Source organism: Dactylosporangium roseum (genome assembly GCF_025264685.1).
Classification (GTDB): Bacteria; Actinomycetota; Actinomycetes; order Mycobacteriales; family Micromonosporaceae; genus Dactylosporangium; species Dactylosporangium roseum.
Genome location: NZ_CP073721.1, coordinates 3,495,960 through 3,510,258 on the forward strand (window position 1 = coordinate 3,495,960; position 14,299 = coordinate 3,510,258).

The following is a 14,299-nucleotide window of genomic DNA, read 5'->3' on the forward strand; positions in this document are numbered from 1 at the left end:
TCAGATGACAGGTACCGTACCCGCGTCAGCCGGCCCCGCTGCCCATCTGTCCGAAGTCGACATCAAGGAGATCGGCCGCGAACTGGACCAGATCCGCGACAAGGTGATCGCCGGTCTCGGCGACGGCGACGCCCGGTACATCCGCCGGGTCATCACGCTCCAGCGGGGCCTGGAAGTCGGCGGCCGGGCACTGCTGATGGCCTCGCTGTTGCCGCCGGCCTGGCTGGCCGGCACCACGTGTCTGGCCGTCGCGAAGATCCTGGAGAACATGGAGATCGGTCACAACGTTCTGCACGGGCAGTGGGACTGGATGCGTGACCCGCAGATCCACTCCAGCACCTGGGAATGGGACTTCGCGTCGCCGGCCGGCATGTGGAAGCATTCGCACAACTTCGTGCACCACACCTACACCAACATTCTCGGTAAGGACCGCGATATCGGTTACGCATTCCTACGGGTCAGCCCCGAGCAGCCGTGGCACCCGGTCGACCTGGCCCAACCCGTCTCCAACGCGATCCTGGCGGCCGGCTTCGAATGGGGCATCGCCATCTACGACGTCGAGCTCGAACGGGCCTGGCGCGGCGAGAAGAGCTGGGCCGAGGCGCTGTCCCAGCTCGGCAGCGTCCTGCGCAAGGCCACCCGCCAGGTCGTCAAAGACTACGTCGCGTTCCCGCTGCTCGCGGGTCCGGCGTTCCTGCCCACTCTGCTCGGCAACCTCACCGCGAACGTCACCCGCAATGTTTGGTCGCACGCGGTCATCTTCTGCGGCCATTTCCCGGACGGCTCGGAGGTCTTCACCGAAGACCAACTCGAGGACGAGAGCCGCGGCGAGTGGTACATCCGCCAACTGCTTGGTTCGTCCAACATCGACGGCGGCCCGCTGCTGCACATCATGACCGGCAACCTCAGCCATCAGATCGAACACCATCTGTTTCCAGATCTGCCCAGCAATCGGTACACCGAGATCGCTCCCAAGGTCCGTGACCTGTGCCAGCGCTACGGGCTGCGGTACAACACCGGCTCTTTGGTCCGTCAGACCGCCAACGTCTGGAAGAACATTTTCCGTCTGGCGCTGCCTGGGCCGAAACCCCGGCCGCCGGACAACCCGCCGATCTCGGCGACCGCCTGATCAGCCGGGACGGAGCCATACCCCGGTCGCCGGTCACTACCGTCGACGGCGACCGGGACAACCCCGGCGCCCGGCCCTGAGGGCTTGTTGGCCGCTGCCAGACCCGTTTGGAGGGTCAGTGGGGCGTGCTGGTGGCGGTCGCAGGTGGAGGGTGCAGCGAGCCGTCGGCGATGGCCTGGGCGAGGTCGGACAGGCGCCGGTTGTGATTGCGGGCGCTGCCGCGCAGCGCTTTGAACAGCCGGGTCCGTTCGGAGGTGGGCGCAGCCACGACCTGCAACGTGGCACGGAAGACGTCCGCGACGCCGAAGCGGGTGACCGGGTTGGCGGCGTAGGCTCGCGAGTGGCAAGCCGGTGCGTGGCTCATCGCGGTCGACCCAGCCCTTGTCGTACGTCACCCGCCGGTCGCGACCGCACGGACCTTTGAGGTGCCGGAGGTACCGTTGAACTCGCGACGTGTTGTCGTGTGTCAACGCTACGGTCGGCGCTTGCGTCGCCGGTGCTGATCCGGTGACCGCTACCTCCGTTGTCGTCCAGGTGCCCGCGGTGCGGGCACCTGGACCATCGGGACCGGGTCGAATCCGCGCGCCCGGACCCGGCTGGATCGAAACGGGACGTGCGTTGGGGGCTTACCGACCGCGATCACCTGCTTCTACGGCCAGGACCTGCCCTACCCTGAGTGCTGGCAGCCACTGGGGTGCGCTGGCATCCAACGACGCTCATCGCAAGCCTGTCCACCGTGTTGTACCCCGTCTACAAACGAGACGGGCTCTCGCCGCACCGAGGAAGGACCGACCTCCGTCCCGGGTAGAGCAGTGGGAGGCACACGCGATTTGGAGGCACGACTATGAGTGAGATGCAGCGGCCGGCGTCGTTGTCGGCCGAGGATGTGTTGTATGAGGCGGCCCGCGTGGCGTGTCTGGCACCGTCGATCGAGAACTCTCAGCCCTGGCGCTGGCGCATCCGCGGCAACGCCCTTGAACTGCGCGCGGACCGCTCCCGCCAGTTGACCGTCACCGATCCGCAGGGCCGGTTGATGATTGTCAGCTGCGGTGCGGTCCTGCACCATGCCACCGTCGTGCTCGCCGTCCTCGGGGCCGCGGTCACCGTCGAACGGATCGACGATCCAGCCGATCCGGACCTGCTTGCCAGACTGACGCTCACCGGCCCGCACCAGGTTACAGCCGACGACATGCGCCTGCATCATGCCCTGCGCACGCGCTGCACCGATCAGCGCCCATTCCTGGGCGTCCGGCCGCTACCGGACGAGGTGATGGACCTGCTGCGCCACACCGCCGAACCGTTCGGGGTCAGCACGCACGCGTTCGACCCAGCACAGGTGGACGTCCGTGCACTCGTCGCACGGTCAGCGGCGACAGTCGAGCAACGCGACATCGGCTACCAGGACGAGATCGCCACCTGGCCGACCCACCGCATACCAGCGACCCGCGGCGGTGTGCCGACGACGGCGGACGTCCCGGCGGTGACACGGACTGGGCCGGCCCGCGACTTCGCTCCGGGAGCGTCGCCGGGCCTGGCTCCCGGCCCCGGCGACGACCGATACACCACCTACCTGGCGTTCGCGACCGCACAGGACACCAGGGCAGACTGGCTGCGCACCGGGGAGGCGCTCAGTGCGGTCCTGCTCACCGCCACAACCATCGGGGTGGCCTCGTCGGCGATGAGCGATGTGGTCGAGGTCCCCGGTGCGTGGACGGTACTACGCGGGGCGATCGCACCAGCCGGGTACCCACAACTGACCGTCCGGCTCGGCGTCAACGAGAGCGCGCCCCCGGCAGCGCCGGTACCGCGCCGCCCATGCGACGAGGTCATCGAAGTCATCGCGGTGGGTTGACCCGCGTCGCGCCGCAGACCACCCCGTACGCATCGTCGCCGCCGATGCGCGGCCGTCGGGAGGTCGGCACGCCAACGGCCGGTTCAGCCCTCGCTACGGCCGTTCGATGATCTGGTCGGCTGGCAGCCGCGGTGCGTGTGGCGCAACCTTTTCGGTCGGTTCGGTCGGTTCGGTCGGTTCGGTCGATCCGAGCCGCAGGACGAGGTAGGGCGGCCGAGGCCGGCGAGTGGTGCCCGCATCGCCTCATGGGTGGCGGCCACCTCGACGGTGGCGCTGAGCGGCAGGACCGATACACCCAACTCGGTGGTGGTGAGCCAGCCGGCTGAGAGCGCTTCGCCGGCGTGTAGCCAGTCCAGGGGGCGGTCCTCGCGGCCGTAGAGGATCGCGAAGATGGCGGATCGACGGGGCGTAGCCTGCAGCGGTGACAGCCCCAGCAAGCGCCTGGCTCGCGGCTTGCGCGTCGGGCCGGGTATCGGTCGGGTGGCACGACGTGTCATTCTGCGAGACCACCCTGCTGCGCTCCTACGCCGGGCCCTGCACCACCTCCGCCACGTCGGCCAACCACTACGCGCCACAACCGCAAGCTGACCCTCGTCAGGCCGTGACGACGACCTTGCCTCGGAGGGCGAGCTTCCCTTCGCGGGCGAGCATTTGCAGAACCTCGATCAGGTCGAACCGGCGGTTCCGAACGCAGGTCATGAGGTGTTCGCCGGCTCGGCTGGGACATGCCGTCGCGAGGGCTCCCGGGCGCTGTGGCCGCCTTCGTTGTCCCACACGGTGCCCGGGTCGACGCCTTCACTGCGCTCGGCGGTCGGTGCGGTGCGGGATGCGGCGAGGATGGCCGGAGCGCGCAGTTGGTTGGTCGGATCGGCGGCCGTGGCCATGGCGATGGCCGCAGTGGCGGTGGTGGCCTCGGGGGGCACGACGAGCAGGTCGATCTGGTCGCCGCGCTCGGTGGTGGCGATCAGCATGCCGGGGTCGACGGTGCTGAACCACCCGGCCCGCACCACGCGGGTGCCGACCGCGAGGCGCCGAAAGTGGCCATTCCAGGTGCTGCTGTTGAGCATCATCTGGCGGATCGGTCCGTACCGTTCGTTCAGGGCGAGGATCAACCCCGGTAGTTCCGCCACCGGATCCCGGGAACGGGGCCACCATCCGCCGTCGAGGACAGCTCGACTTGCCCGCACCGCAGCGAGCGATATCCTCGGCTGGGTCGGTGGTCCCGGCGGAACGACTGTGACGCGTTGGGCGGCGGTGAACATAACTGGCCCCTCTCCCGACCTACGGGCTGCCACCGGGAGGTGACCGGTATGGAAACCTGCAGCTTTACTCGGCGTGACTCGATTCGTGCTGCGCCGGCCGCGGTCCGTCGGCGGTGCATATTTCGGTCACCGGGGTCTCGGGTGCCAAAGCCAACTCTACGCCTGTAGCACGAGAACGGCGCGATGCCTCGTCGACGTTCTGACGATCCCTGCGATCTCAGCGTCACGGGTTTGCCGGGGGAGTGGAGGTGCCGGCCGCTGTACCGTCGGAAACGCCGTCGCGGCGAGCCGACGGTCAACGGATCCGACCGCAGCGCCGCACGATTCCCCGGGTGAGACGGTGGCCGCGAAGCACGCGAGGGGCGGAGCGTATGGAGTTCAGATCCGGTGCCGGGAGATCTACGAGGATCTCGAACCGGGCAAGACCATCGACGCCGAGCGTGGCGTCTGGGCCGACCGTGCCGAGGCGGAAGCGGAGGTCCGCTGAGGTCGATCGTGATCCGCCGCAAGTCCAGCTCAGCGTTGCGCCGCATCGCGGCCTCGACCGTTGCCTTGGTGCCGTCGGACGGCGGCGGCGACTCGAGCGAGATCTCGTTTGCTGACCTGCGTGACGCCCTTGAGGTAGGTGACCGCCCGTGCGGCGGCGTTGCGCTGGTACTCCCAGGCGAAGTGTCCGGAGAGGGTGATCTTGTGGTCCTGGACGTCGGCGGTGACCGCGTTCGGGGGGACGTCGACGGCCCACTCGAGGAACTGGCTGGCAGCCTGAGCGATGTCCTGATCGGTGATGCCCGAGGCGGAAGGCGTGCATACGGTGGTCTTGTGGTGACGTTCTTGACGCCGACCCGCATCGCGGCGTGTTTCACCGCGGGCCGTTCCGGCAGGCTGGCGACCTCGCCGACAACGTCACCGTTCCGCGGCTGACCTGCACTTCGAGGCCAGTCGCGTCAACGCTCGGGGTGTATTGCAGTTCCTCGGTCGCGACCGATGCGCCGTGTCGCCCGTCGAGCATGAAGTTGTCGTCACGGCCACGATTGGCGCGGTCGCCATCATTGTCCGATCGGGCCGGCCGGTTTGGGTGAGTCCGAATGAGCGTGGGGCCAATGTGTCGCCCTGGTCGACCGGTGAGGCGACGCGCCCTCATGCTCCCGGGTGCGGGCGATCTGCGACTACGTGTGGCGGCACGCGATGTACACGTCCGAGTCGAGCGGGCCCGCCACCGAGGCGGTGGACACACTGCTGTCCGCCTGTGGTGTGTGCCGCGACCTCGCACACCTCGCCGCCGCATTCTGCCGGGCGGTCGAGGCCCCCACGCGCGTTGCCGCCGTGTACGTCCCCGGCCTGGCCCTGATGGACTTTTACTCCGTGGTGGATCGAGGTGGACGGCCACTGGCAGGTGTGGGACGCGACACGGTTGGCGCTCCGCCCGACGTTGGTCCGCGTCGCTATCGACCGGGACGCCGCCGACATCGCGTTCACCACCGTGACGGCCGGTCGTGCCGAGCTGCGTAGCCTGGAGGTGAGGGCGGTGTCCGCCGGTGCTCTCCCCGTGGACGACCACGACCGCCCTGATCGCCTCGGCTGAGCCTCGAGAGTGCCGCGGCGAGTGTTCGAGATGGTGTCGTCGTGCAGGGAAGAGCGCGACGCCCTTGTTCCTGTGTCTTGGGCCGCGCATAGGCGTCATGGTGCAGCGGCGCAGGTCGTCGCTGCTGGGCTCAAGGCCAGATGATGCCGCGATGTCAACACCATGTCGCTTACGACCGGGACCCGGCGGTCCGCGCTGAAGAGCCCCGGCCGGTTGCCCGACGCAGCGATGAGCCGGGCCGCGAGCGCCTCGTATCCATGTGGCGACCGCGGGCCAGCGCAAGGTGGGCGTACGGGGCCGGGAAAGCCGGGCGGCCATGGCGGGGCCGGTGAGGGTGCGCCGGCCTTCGGCTTCCACCGTTTCGGCCGGGCGAGAAACCCATCCGCGACGGGCACCGCGAGCCGCCGGTCGGCCGACGTCATCGCCGCGGGCGGGACCCCGGAACGCCGCCCCTAGCGCCCGCCTTGTGTTGCTGGCGTGATCCGCACACTGACCGCGCCAGCCGGCCGCGGGGGCAAGACAGGCTCCGGGCGGGTAATCGCCCGGAGCCTGTCGATCCCCCCTCGAAGAAGGCCTCAAACTGTTACGCGGACGCCGGTCATCCACCCGGCCGGGCTTCGCGGCTTCGCACGGTGTTGGCACTGCCGCCGCATGCGGGCAGGTGAGCGCCGCCGCGCGCGGTGTTTGCCGTCGACCGGCACAGGGTCCGCCCTGCGGGAGCGGTGAGCTAGCGGGGTTGCCGCGTCGGCACAGATCATTGACGCCAACGGTCCGCAGGTAGCGCCTCGTGCGCGGCTGCTGCGCTGGATTACACGCGACGTGCTGGTCCCGCCCATGAAGGCCCTTCAGATAGCTGGCCAAAGCTGGAAGGTGCCACCGGGGACCAGGGAGGCGTCATCACTGTACACTCCGTCTGCCGGTGATCGCATGGATCTCGCTTCGGAGCGTAGGGTGGGCGTGTCGCCCAGGTCCCCAGTGGCCGCATATGAGTCGTCAACATCGCTCTGCGGCCGAGCTGATGGCTCGATGGGCATCGACAAGACCGCCATGGTCACGTCGCCGCTGTCCCGGTCCCGCCGCTCGTCGCCGGGCCAAGTGCCTGCGGGCGGTGCCACTGCGGTTGCGGTCGCGGGCGGAACGGCGGAGCAGGGCGAATGCCTCGTCGAGGTCGACGTGGAGGCCCCAGGCGAAGACGTCCATCGCCGGCGTTGCCGGCGTGATCCACAGATGTTCCGGTGCGGCCCAGCCACGGCTGCACTGCACGACTCCGTCCGCGTACCGCTCCCCGTGGTCAAGCGTCGGTGCGGTGCAGGCCGCGTCCATCATGGACGCCAGCCGGAACTCGCGCCGGCACGTCACAGGCGCCCACGCCCCGGCACGGAGGATCTTGATGGCGGCACGACGGCCGGTCGGCGTCACGGCCAGACAGACGTCGGCCGTCCCACCGGAACCCGAACGGTAATCGGCAACGCCGGCCGGGTCGGTCTCGCGAAGCGGCCAGGTGTTGTCTGCGCGGTCCGGGTCCAGTGATGCTGAACCACCCGGATGATGTCCACCTTGGCCGGTGTCGTCGGCTCGGCGGGGTCGGTGATAGTCGTGTTGGTTGCCGTTGGCGCGGCGCGAGCGGTCATGCTGATCGACCTGCACCGCTGGCGTTTTGCTCTCACGGTCCCGGGTGGCCGGCAGTCGGCGAAGTGCCGGATTTGTGGTCAGGCGGCGACTGGCAGGTCGAACGACGGCGTCACGGCCTCGGGGGTGGGTCCGATCCCGGACGGAACTTCAGATCTGACCGGTACGAGCGGCGGCGTGCTGGAAGGGGCGGCGAGGATGCCGAGCAGTCCGGTCAACGCCAGAACCCGACGGACGATGGGCTGCGGGTTGACGACCCGCAACTGGCATCCCGTCCGTGCGGCGGCCCTGCGCATGGCGACAAGCACGCCGAGTCCGATGCAGTCCATAAAGGTGACCCCGGCAAGGTCAACATCGAGGAAGTCGGGAGCCTGCGTGTACAAGGCGCTGAACAGCCCATCATGCAGCATGTGTGCGGTTGTCAGGTCGATCTCTCCGACTGCGACGGCCCGGACCGTGGCCGGGCACGAGCAGCTTATACCGATACGGAGCTGCGCCGATGGGGTCACCGGGGAAAGTGTGGACATGATTCCTCCAGCCCGATTGGTTCCAGGAACGGCTTGACAGGCGGGCGAGGGCTGGACCCGGGCCGGGAAGGCAACAACCCAACGTCGTGGGTGTTGCTGGCTCGACAAGGTGCGTGCGTCGGTACGGGCACCTGCCAGTAGAGTACACGTCAGATGTTCCCTTGGGCCCCCTCGCGGGTGTCTCGATCAGACATTGCCTGGTCGCCCAGCCAGCCGACGGCCTTTGTGGTGCAGCTTGCGCCCCGTCCGGCAACAACACCGAACCGCGCGCGACGGGCGTTGACACGGGCGAGATCCGCGCCATTCATGGTGAGCACAGGGCGCATCGCGGTGGCGCTGCGCCGGCGCGACCGCCGGGTCAACCGTAACTGGGTCGAGTGCATCATGCGCCAGCACCGCATCGCCGGCATCACCCGACGTCGGCGTGATCCCTGACGAAGCCCGGCGGCGCGGCGCCGGATCCGATCTGGCGGGACTTCACCGCACCGGCGGCGGGTCATGGTTCGCCGAGGGACTTCACCTCCCTGCCCACCGCCGAGGGCTGGCTGTATCTGGCCACCGCGATCGACCTGTTCAACCGTGAGGTCGTCGGGTACGCGATGGCCGGGCATAGGCGCGCGGAGCTGGTTAGCCCCGCGGCCTGGTCGAGCCCGGCGCAATCTGCACTCCGACCGCGGATCGCAGGGTAGTACACCTCGATCGAGTTCGCTTGGATATGGGTCCGTGGCCGGCTGTCCGGGTTCCGGGGCTGTCCAGGGGTGGGCTCAGTGGTGCTGGCGGCGGGTCAGGCGGCGTAGTTGGGTGATCCGGGCCGCGCCGATCACCATGGTCAGGATCGCGGCGCCGACGGCGGCGACCAGCAGGGCCATGGCCAGGGGCAGGTTGCCGTGCATTCCCAGGAAGGTGACCTCAACGCTGCGGGTGTTCTGCAGCATGAACACGATCAGCACCACGAGGATCAGCGCCGCGACGCAGATGCCGAACCAGGTGGCGCCGGTACGGGTGCGCGGGACCCGGCTGGCCGGTGACGTCACAGCCTGATCCGCCGGGTTCTGCGAGGGAGTTGCGGGGCCGGGCGGGGGTCCCGCGACGGACGGCTCGGCGGACGCACTTCGAGTGCGATGGAGGTCGTTGGCCGACATGACATCCCCTCTCATCGGGTTGGGCCGGTGCGGCGGGCACCTCAGGGCAGGGATGTCGTCGATTCCGGGATGGTTCGATCGTACTCTTGTTGTCCGTGTTCGACTGCGTCCGCAAGGAGATCGAATTCGGCAGGCACGACGATACGCATGGGGGCACTCCGTCACGTGATGTTGGCGACGGGCACGAGCCATCGATATACGTCGGATGATCAAGCGGGTCGGTGGGACGTCGAGCTGTCGGGACCAGCGAGGGTTGGGTAGTAGGGCCAGCCCACAGCCGGACAAGCGGATCGTTCTCGCGGCGGAGCTGGATGGCGAGCCGCGCGGCCCGGTGTGACAGCCACCCGGCCCGTTGCGGCCTGCGGCGGTGTGACGGCGGCTGGTGCGGCCGCGAAGCCGCAGCAGCGCCGTCGATGGCACCGTGGCGCGGACGTCAGCGTTCGTCGCTGCGGGGGCCGCGTGGTGACAGGGCGAGGCCGAGGCCGATCATGCCCAGGCCCAGGATCAGGTGCAGCCAGTTGTCCGCGGCGTTGACGGGGACGAAGTTGGCGTCGCTGCCGTGTCCGATCACCAGTCCGTACAGGAAGAGCACGAGGTAGATGGCGCCGCCGCCGATGAGGTACAGCCGGGCGGTGTCGGCGCATCGGGCCAGGGCCAGTCCGGCGACGCCGAACAGCAGGTGCACGATGTTGTGCAGGATCGAGACCTGGAAGACGCCGAGCAGCTCGGCGCCGGAGTCGTGGCCGGCGAACTGCAGCGTGTCGTAGTTCGTCGTGATGCCGGGGATGAACCCTGCCAGACCCACCACGAGGAAGACGATGCCGACGACGCGCGCGGCCGTGCGGATGGTGTGTCGGTCCGTGGTGCCGCGGGTGATGCCGGTATCGGATCTGCTGACCATAGTGTTTCCCTTCAATGGGCGTGCATTGATGCGTTGAGTGGCGTGCTCGCGGACGCCAAGGTCGCGGTACCGGGGTTATCGGGTGGTGCGTTGCCGCTGGGCGGCCAGCCGGAGCGGGGCGCCGACGTCGTGCAGGTGGCGCAGTGCCTGGCGGTATGACTCGATCAGGCTCGTCTGCGCGTAGGGAACCCCAGCCTGTTCGCAGTACTCCTGCACGATCGGCTGGGCTCGGCGCAGGTTCGGTGCGGGCATGGCCGGGAACAGGTGGTGCTCGATCTGGTAGTTCAGGCCGCCCAGCGCGATGTCGGTGAGCCGGCCGCCGGTGACGTTGCGGGACGTGAGTACTTGCTTGCGCAGGTAGTCCTCGTTTCCGGCGGGGTGCGGCATGCCTTTGTGGTTCGGTGCGAATGTCATGCCCAGGTACACGCCGAAGACGGCATGGTGTACCGCGAAGAACGCCAGGGCCTGCAGCGGGGACAGCACCAGCAGCAGAGCCGCGACGTAGGTGGCGAGGTGCAGGCCCATGAGGCTGGCCTCCCGGCCGCGGTGCTTCATCCTGGGTTGCCGCAGCGCCTTGAAGCTGGAGATGCGCAGGTCGATGCTGAGCAGTGTGAGCAGCGGGAAGAACAGTCCCGCTTGGTGGCGGTTGATGAAACCCTTGAGCCCGCGCCGGCCCCACGCGGACTCGGTGGCCCAGATCAGGACTTCCGGCTGCACGTCCGGGTCCAGGTCGTCATGGTTGGGGTTGTTGTGGTGGCGGGTGTGCTTCTCCGTCCACCAGCCGTAGCTCATCCCGACCGCGACGTTCGCCGCGAGCCAGCCGGCCCGTTCGCTGGACTTCTTGGTCCGGAAGACCTGCCGGTGGGCCAGGTCGTGCGCGACGAGCGCCACCTGGGAGAACACCAGACCGAGCAGCGCGGCGACCGCGAGCGTCCACCACGACCGTCCCACCAGCAGGAACGTCGCCCACCCGCCCAGCAGGGCCACGGCCACCACCGTGATGCGGACGGCGTAATGGGCGGGACGCCGTCGCAGCAGCCCGGCCTCGGTGATGCGCCGGTTCAACGCCGCGAAGTCGCTGCCGCCCGCAACCCGCGGCCGCTGCGCGGTGACTGTCACGACGCCACGCTTGTGAAAGAGTCGCTCTGCAATGTCGTGGTCGGACGGATTGGCAAACTATGGAGGGGACGGCGAGCGCCACCGGCTACGGCGGCAGCAGTCACAACACAAGCGCGCATGGAAAGACTCCTCAAGAAACCCACCGCCCGTGACGCGAGCGACATCGCTCGACGTACGGGCAGACGGACGCTGCCGGTGAGAGGCGACCGCAGGAGTCTGGGCGGCCCGCTGCGCTCCGCCGGCAGAGGCGGCACAGCGACAAACCCTCGGTCCACTGATACCCGTGGGTCGACCCCGCAAACGAGCCCGTCAGAGCCACGCCGTCCTCGGTGCACCGCGAAGAGCGACAGGCGTCGGCCCCGTACGGCACAAGGCTAGTTCGAATCCCTTCGGGCGCGCTTGATCGACTGGCGTCTGGCCTGCGGACACGCTTGCCGGGCGCCGTCCTCGTTTGTCCGGTGTGGACGGTGGGTGTCACGCGGGTGCCAGCGGTTGCGCGGCCCGCTCGGCGCGTTTCGGCTTCCTGGCCTGGGCTTCGCCCTCGACCCGGGAGTGGCGGGTGCGGGGCACCTGCTCGGTCCGTGCCGTCGTCGGTGGCGGCTTGCCGACTGCTGCGCACGTCCGGGGTCGTGGCCAGGTCAAGGACACCGCCCACCTGCACGACAAGACATCCACGGCCCGGCCGGGTTGTCAAGGACAGGTCCACGAACGGCCTCCAGTCGAAACGTACGAGCCACCGACTCCGGACGCCAGCTTAGGGGCCGGACGGATCCGCTGCCCGTACGTGGGTGTGCGCCTGCAGGCCAGGGCCATGCGAAGCAGCACATGCCCCGGTGCCGTCACGACGAACTGCGCGCCGTCCGACAACGCGGCGATCGACGGCAGCCCACGGCCGTTCGCCTGCGCGGGATCCGGGGGACGTGTCGGGAGTCTCCCACCTTCGGGCACGCGGCCGCGGTTGCCGACCTCCAGCACGCACGTGCCGGACTCGATGGTGATATGCAGATCGATGGTGGTCCCGGTGTCGCCGCGCCGCACGACGTTTGGCGCAGGCTTCGGTGAGCAGGATCGCCAAATGGTCCCGGACCTGGTCTTCGGCGGTGGTCAAGCTCAGCAGCACGGCAAGCATGTGCCGGGCTTCACCGATCGACGACGGCTGCCGCGGCAGCGACACCGTCATCATCAGCCGCATCCGTGACCCCTGGTCCGCGGATCGCCTCCCGGCCACGACGTGCTGTCGGTCACATCGAGACACTACCCCAACCGGATGAATGGAAACGGTGCACGAGAGGCCGTCCATGTCGGGCGATGCCGCGCCGGCCATCCCACATCGGTGCTCTGGTCGAGGGCGCCACCGTTGGATCGCCCGCCACCGACCGGTACCTGAGGTCGGGGCGGACACCGCAGGCTCCATCGAACGAGAGGTGGTCTCCGGTCACGCTTACGCGATCCTCGCACCCGAAGCCGTCGTTGACGGCCGGTGCGGACACGACAAGCCGACGTTCCTGTCGGTAGATGGTGTTGCAGACCCGATAACCCTGGGCCCCGGCGCACATGCGCCGGGGCCCTCGACCCGGAGGTGCCATGGCCCAACCCGACGACATACTGGACGACGAGGACTACCCCGCCTGCACCATGGGACGCGCCGCGGAGATCATCGGCGTCTCCCAAGACTTTCTGCGCCGTATCGGCGACCTGAAGCTGATCACCCCGCTGCGGTCCGCCGGCGGCCACCGCCGCTACTCCCGCTACCAGCTACGCCTCGCCGCACGCGCCCGGGAACTCTGCGACCAGGGCACCGCGCTGGACGCCGCCTGCCGCATCATCATTCTCGAAGACCAGCTCGAAGAAGCGCTCCGCCGCAACGAACAACACCGACAGCACTGACCGCGTGGCGGTGCCGCGACCGGCCGCCCGGTCCCGCGTCCCGCCGACGGCTGTCGACACCACCATGGACCTGTGGGGCTCCTAATCAGATTCGGCTACGCTGCCTGCGAGTATTCGTTGATCAACCCGCCCAGGCTCGGGCGCCTGTGGTGGTGTTCGAATCACGTCGATACCCGCGGCGGTGAAGACCGTGTCGAAGGCGGTCGTGAACTTGGTGTCGCGGTCGCGGAGCAGGAACCGGAATCCGTGGGCCCGCTGATCGAGGCGCATCAGCAGGTTCCGGGCCTGTTGCGCAACTCAGGCGCCGGCCGGGTGCGCGGTGACACCGACGGTATGGACCCGGTGGGTGGCCAGTTCGATGAAGAACAGCGCGTAGACCCGCTTCAGGAGCACGGTGTCGACCGCGAAGACGTCGCAGGCCAGCGTCGTGTGCGCCTGGGCGGTGAGGAACTGCTGCCAGGTCGGTCCCGTTCGGCGTGGGGCCGGGTCGACGCCGGGCCTGGTGCAGGATCTTCCAGACCGTGCTGGCCGCTGTCTGGTGGCCCAGCCGAGCCAGCTCACCCTGTATTCGGCGATGGCTCCAGGTCGGGTTCTCCGCGGCCAGACGCAGGACCAGTTCCCGGATCTCACGGCCGACGGGTGGCCGGCCGGGTCGCGCGTGTGGGTAGGTCCAGTGTCGTGCGATAAGCTGTCGATGCCAGCGCAGCGGGGTCGCGGGGGTGACGAAGAACGCCGCCCAGCGTTGCCGGGGCAACAGCCGCGACAACGCCGCCAGCACTACTCGGTCAGCGGGCTGCAGATCGGGTCGGTGTACCTGCCGGCGCAACACCGCCACCTGATGCCGTAACAATGCCCAACTGGACCATCACCATGCCCTGGGCCTGGAACAGTGCGGCACGGTGCTCGAACGCCTCGTCCAGCTCGTCCACGCCGGCGGTCCGTTCCTGACCGTCCAACAAGGTCGTCACGACCTGGTCGGCGAGCGTCAGCGCCCGGCCCAGCTCCGGTCTGGACATCGCCCCGGAGCTGGCCCGGAACACATCGAGGACGCCGAGGCGAGCTGCCCCGATCTGCAACGGAAACGCGAACACCGCCCGGACTCCCGCAGCCAGGACCGCGGTCGTGTACATCGGGCATCGGCGCATCGCCCCGTCGGCCAGGTCCGGTCAGCACGGGGGGGCCAGCCGCGGCCGCGTCGATGCACGGGCCTCCCGGAAGGTGAACTGCAACTCCTCGATCCGCGCGGTGTCGGGTCCGACGCCGCGGCCA

The 14,299-nt window shown here is 68.9% G+C and carries 15 protein-coding genes and 1 pseudogene; 8 read left to right on the forward strand and 8 right to left on the reverse strand.

Features of this window, described 5'->3' with window-relative positions; genetic code table 11:
• Positions 1 to 4: 4 nt before the first annotated feature.
• Positions 5 to 1,129, forward strand: coding sequence for a fatty acid desaturase family protein (locus Drose_RS16315; RefSeq protein ID WP_260729049.1), 1,125 nt, complete (start codon positions 5 to 7; stop codon positions 1,127 to 1,129).
• 115 nt (positions 1,130 to 1,244) lie between these two features.
• On the opposite strand, the gene Drose_RS16320 is transcribed toward Drose_RS16315, so the two are convergent.
• Positions 1,245 to 1,493: a hypothetical protein gene (locus Drose_RS16320; RefSeq protein WP_260729050.1), complete on the reverse strand. Its 249-nt coding sequence runs from the start codon at positions 1,491 to 1,493 to the stop codon at positions 1,245 to 1,247.
• A gap of 480 nt (positions 1,494 to 1,973) precedes the next feature.
• On the opposite strand from Drose_RS16320, the gene Drose_RS16325 reads away from it, so the two are divergent.
• Complete coding sequence (locus Drose_RS16325) at positions 1,974 to 2,981, forward strand: Acg family FMN-binding oxidoreductase (protein ID WP_260729051.1); 1,008 nt, start codon at positions 1,974 to 1,976, stop codon at positions 2,979 to 2,981.
• Between the two features lie 695 nt (positions 2,982 to 3,676).
• On the opposite strand, the gene Drose_RS16335 is transcribed toward Drose_RS16325, so the two are convergent.
• Positions 3,677 to 4,243, reverse strand: a complete 567-nt coding sequence (locus Drose_RS16335) for a DUF5994 family protein (RefSeq protein ID WP_260729052.1) — start codon at positions 4,241 to 4,243, stop codon at positions 3,677 to 3,679.
• 340 nt (positions 4,244 to 4,583) lie between these two features.
• On the opposite strand from Drose_RS16335, the gene Drose_RS16340 reads away from it, so the two are divergent.
• The 4 genes and pseudogenes from Drose_RS16340 to Drose_RS16350 all read left to right on the forward strand — a co-directional run bounded on the left by Drose_RS16340 (position 4,584) and on the right by Drose_RS16350 (position 5,825).
• The gene (locus tag Drose_RS16340) at positions 4,584 to 4,730 is read left to right on the forward strand and encodes a hypothetical protein (RefSeq protein ID WP_260729053.1); all 147 of its coding nucleotides are present in this window, start codon (positions 4,584 to 4,586) and stop codon (positions 4,728 to 4,730) included.
• An 8-nt stretch (positions 4,731 to 4,738) separates the two neighbouring features.
• Positions 4,739 to 5,164, forward strand: coding sequence for a hypothetical protein (locus Drose_RS39355; RefSeq protein WP_260729054.1), 426 nt, complete (start codon positions 4,739 to 4,741; stop codon positions 5,162 to 5,164).
• A 264-nt stretch (positions 5,165 to 5,428) separates the two neighbouring features.
• Positions 5,429 to 5,521 (forward strand): annotated as a pseudogene (locus Drose_RS39085) (hypothetical protein); the annotation flags it as partial.
• 97 nt (positions 5,522 to 5,618) lie between these two features.
• Positions 5,619 to 5,825, forward strand: coding sequence for a hypothetical protein (locus Drose_RS16350; RefSeq protein ID WP_260729055.1), 207 nt, complete (start codon positions 5,619 to 5,621; stop codon positions 5,823 to 5,825).
• 1,709 nt (positions 5,826 to 7,534) lie between these two features.
• Here the strand turns inward: Drose_RS16350 and Drose_RS16355 are convergent.
• From Drose_RS16355 to Drose_RS16375, 4 genes are all read right to left on the reverse strand, one after another.
• Positions 7,535 to 7,981: an STAS domain-containing protein gene (locus tag Drose_RS16355; RefSeq protein ID WP_260729056.1), complete on the reverse strand. Its 447-nt coding sequence runs from the start codon at positions 7,979 to 7,981 to the stop codon at positions 7,535 to 7,537.
• Positions 7,982 to 8,745: 764 nt separating this feature from the next.
• Positions 8,746 to 9,015 (reverse strand): LapA family protein, encoded by a 270-nt coding sequence (locus tag Drose_RS16365; RefSeq protein WP_260729057.1) that lies wholly within the window; start codon positions 9,013 to 9,015, stop codon positions 8,746 to 8,748.
• A gap of 541 nt (positions 9,016 to 9,556) precedes the next feature.
• Positions 9,557 to 10,024, reverse strand: a complete 468-nt coding sequence (locus tag Drose_RS16370; protein ID WP_260729058.1) for a DUF4383 domain-containing protein — start codon at positions 10,022 to 10,024, stop codon at positions 9,557 to 9,559.
• Positions 10,025 to 10,099: 75 nt separating this feature from the next.
• On the reverse strand, positions 10,100 to 11,143 hold the full coding sequence (locus tag Drose_RS16375) for a fatty acid desaturase family protein (protein ID WP_260729059.1): 1,044 nt from the start codon (positions 11,141 to 11,143) through the stop codon (positions 10,100 to 10,102).
• Positions 11,144 to 12,152: 1,009 nt separating this feature from the next.
• On the opposite strand from Drose_RS16375, the gene Drose_RS16380 reads away from it, so the two are divergent.
• Both Drose_RS16380 and Drose_RS16385 read left to right on the forward strand, forming a co-directional pair.
• On the forward strand, positions 12,153 to 12,341 hold the full coding sequence (locus Drose_RS16380) for a hypothetical protein (protein WP_260729060.1): 189 nt from the start codon (positions 12,153 to 12,155) through the stop codon (positions 12,339 to 12,341).
• A gap of 386 nt (positions 12,342 to 12,727) precedes the next feature.
• Entirely contained in the window at positions 12,728 to 13,030 is a 303-nt protein-coding gene (locus Drose_RS16385) for a helix-turn-helix domain-containing protein (RefSeq protein ID WP_260729061.1), read from the forward strand.
• 297 nt (positions 13,031 to 13,327) lie between these two features.
• Here Drose_RS16385 and Drose_RS16390 read toward each other — a convergent pair whose 3' ends face one another.
• Both Drose_RS16390 and Drose_RS16395 read right to left on the reverse strand, forming a co-directional pair.
• Complete coding sequence (locus tag Drose_RS16390; RefSeq protein ID WP_260729062.1) at positions 13,328 to 13,591, reverse strand: hypothetical protein; 264 nt, start codon at positions 13,589 to 13,591, stop codon at positions 13,328 to 13,330.
• A gap of 224 nt (positions 13,592 to 13,815) precedes the next feature.
• Positions 13,816 to 14,160 carry a hypothetical protein gene (locus tag Drose_RS16395; protein WP_260729063.1) on the reverse strand — a complete coding sequence of 115 codons (345 nt, stop codon included), beginning with the start codon at positions 14,158 to 14,160 and terminating at the stop codon, positions 13,816 to 13,818.
• Positions 14,161 to 14,299 lie beyond the last annotated feature (139 nt).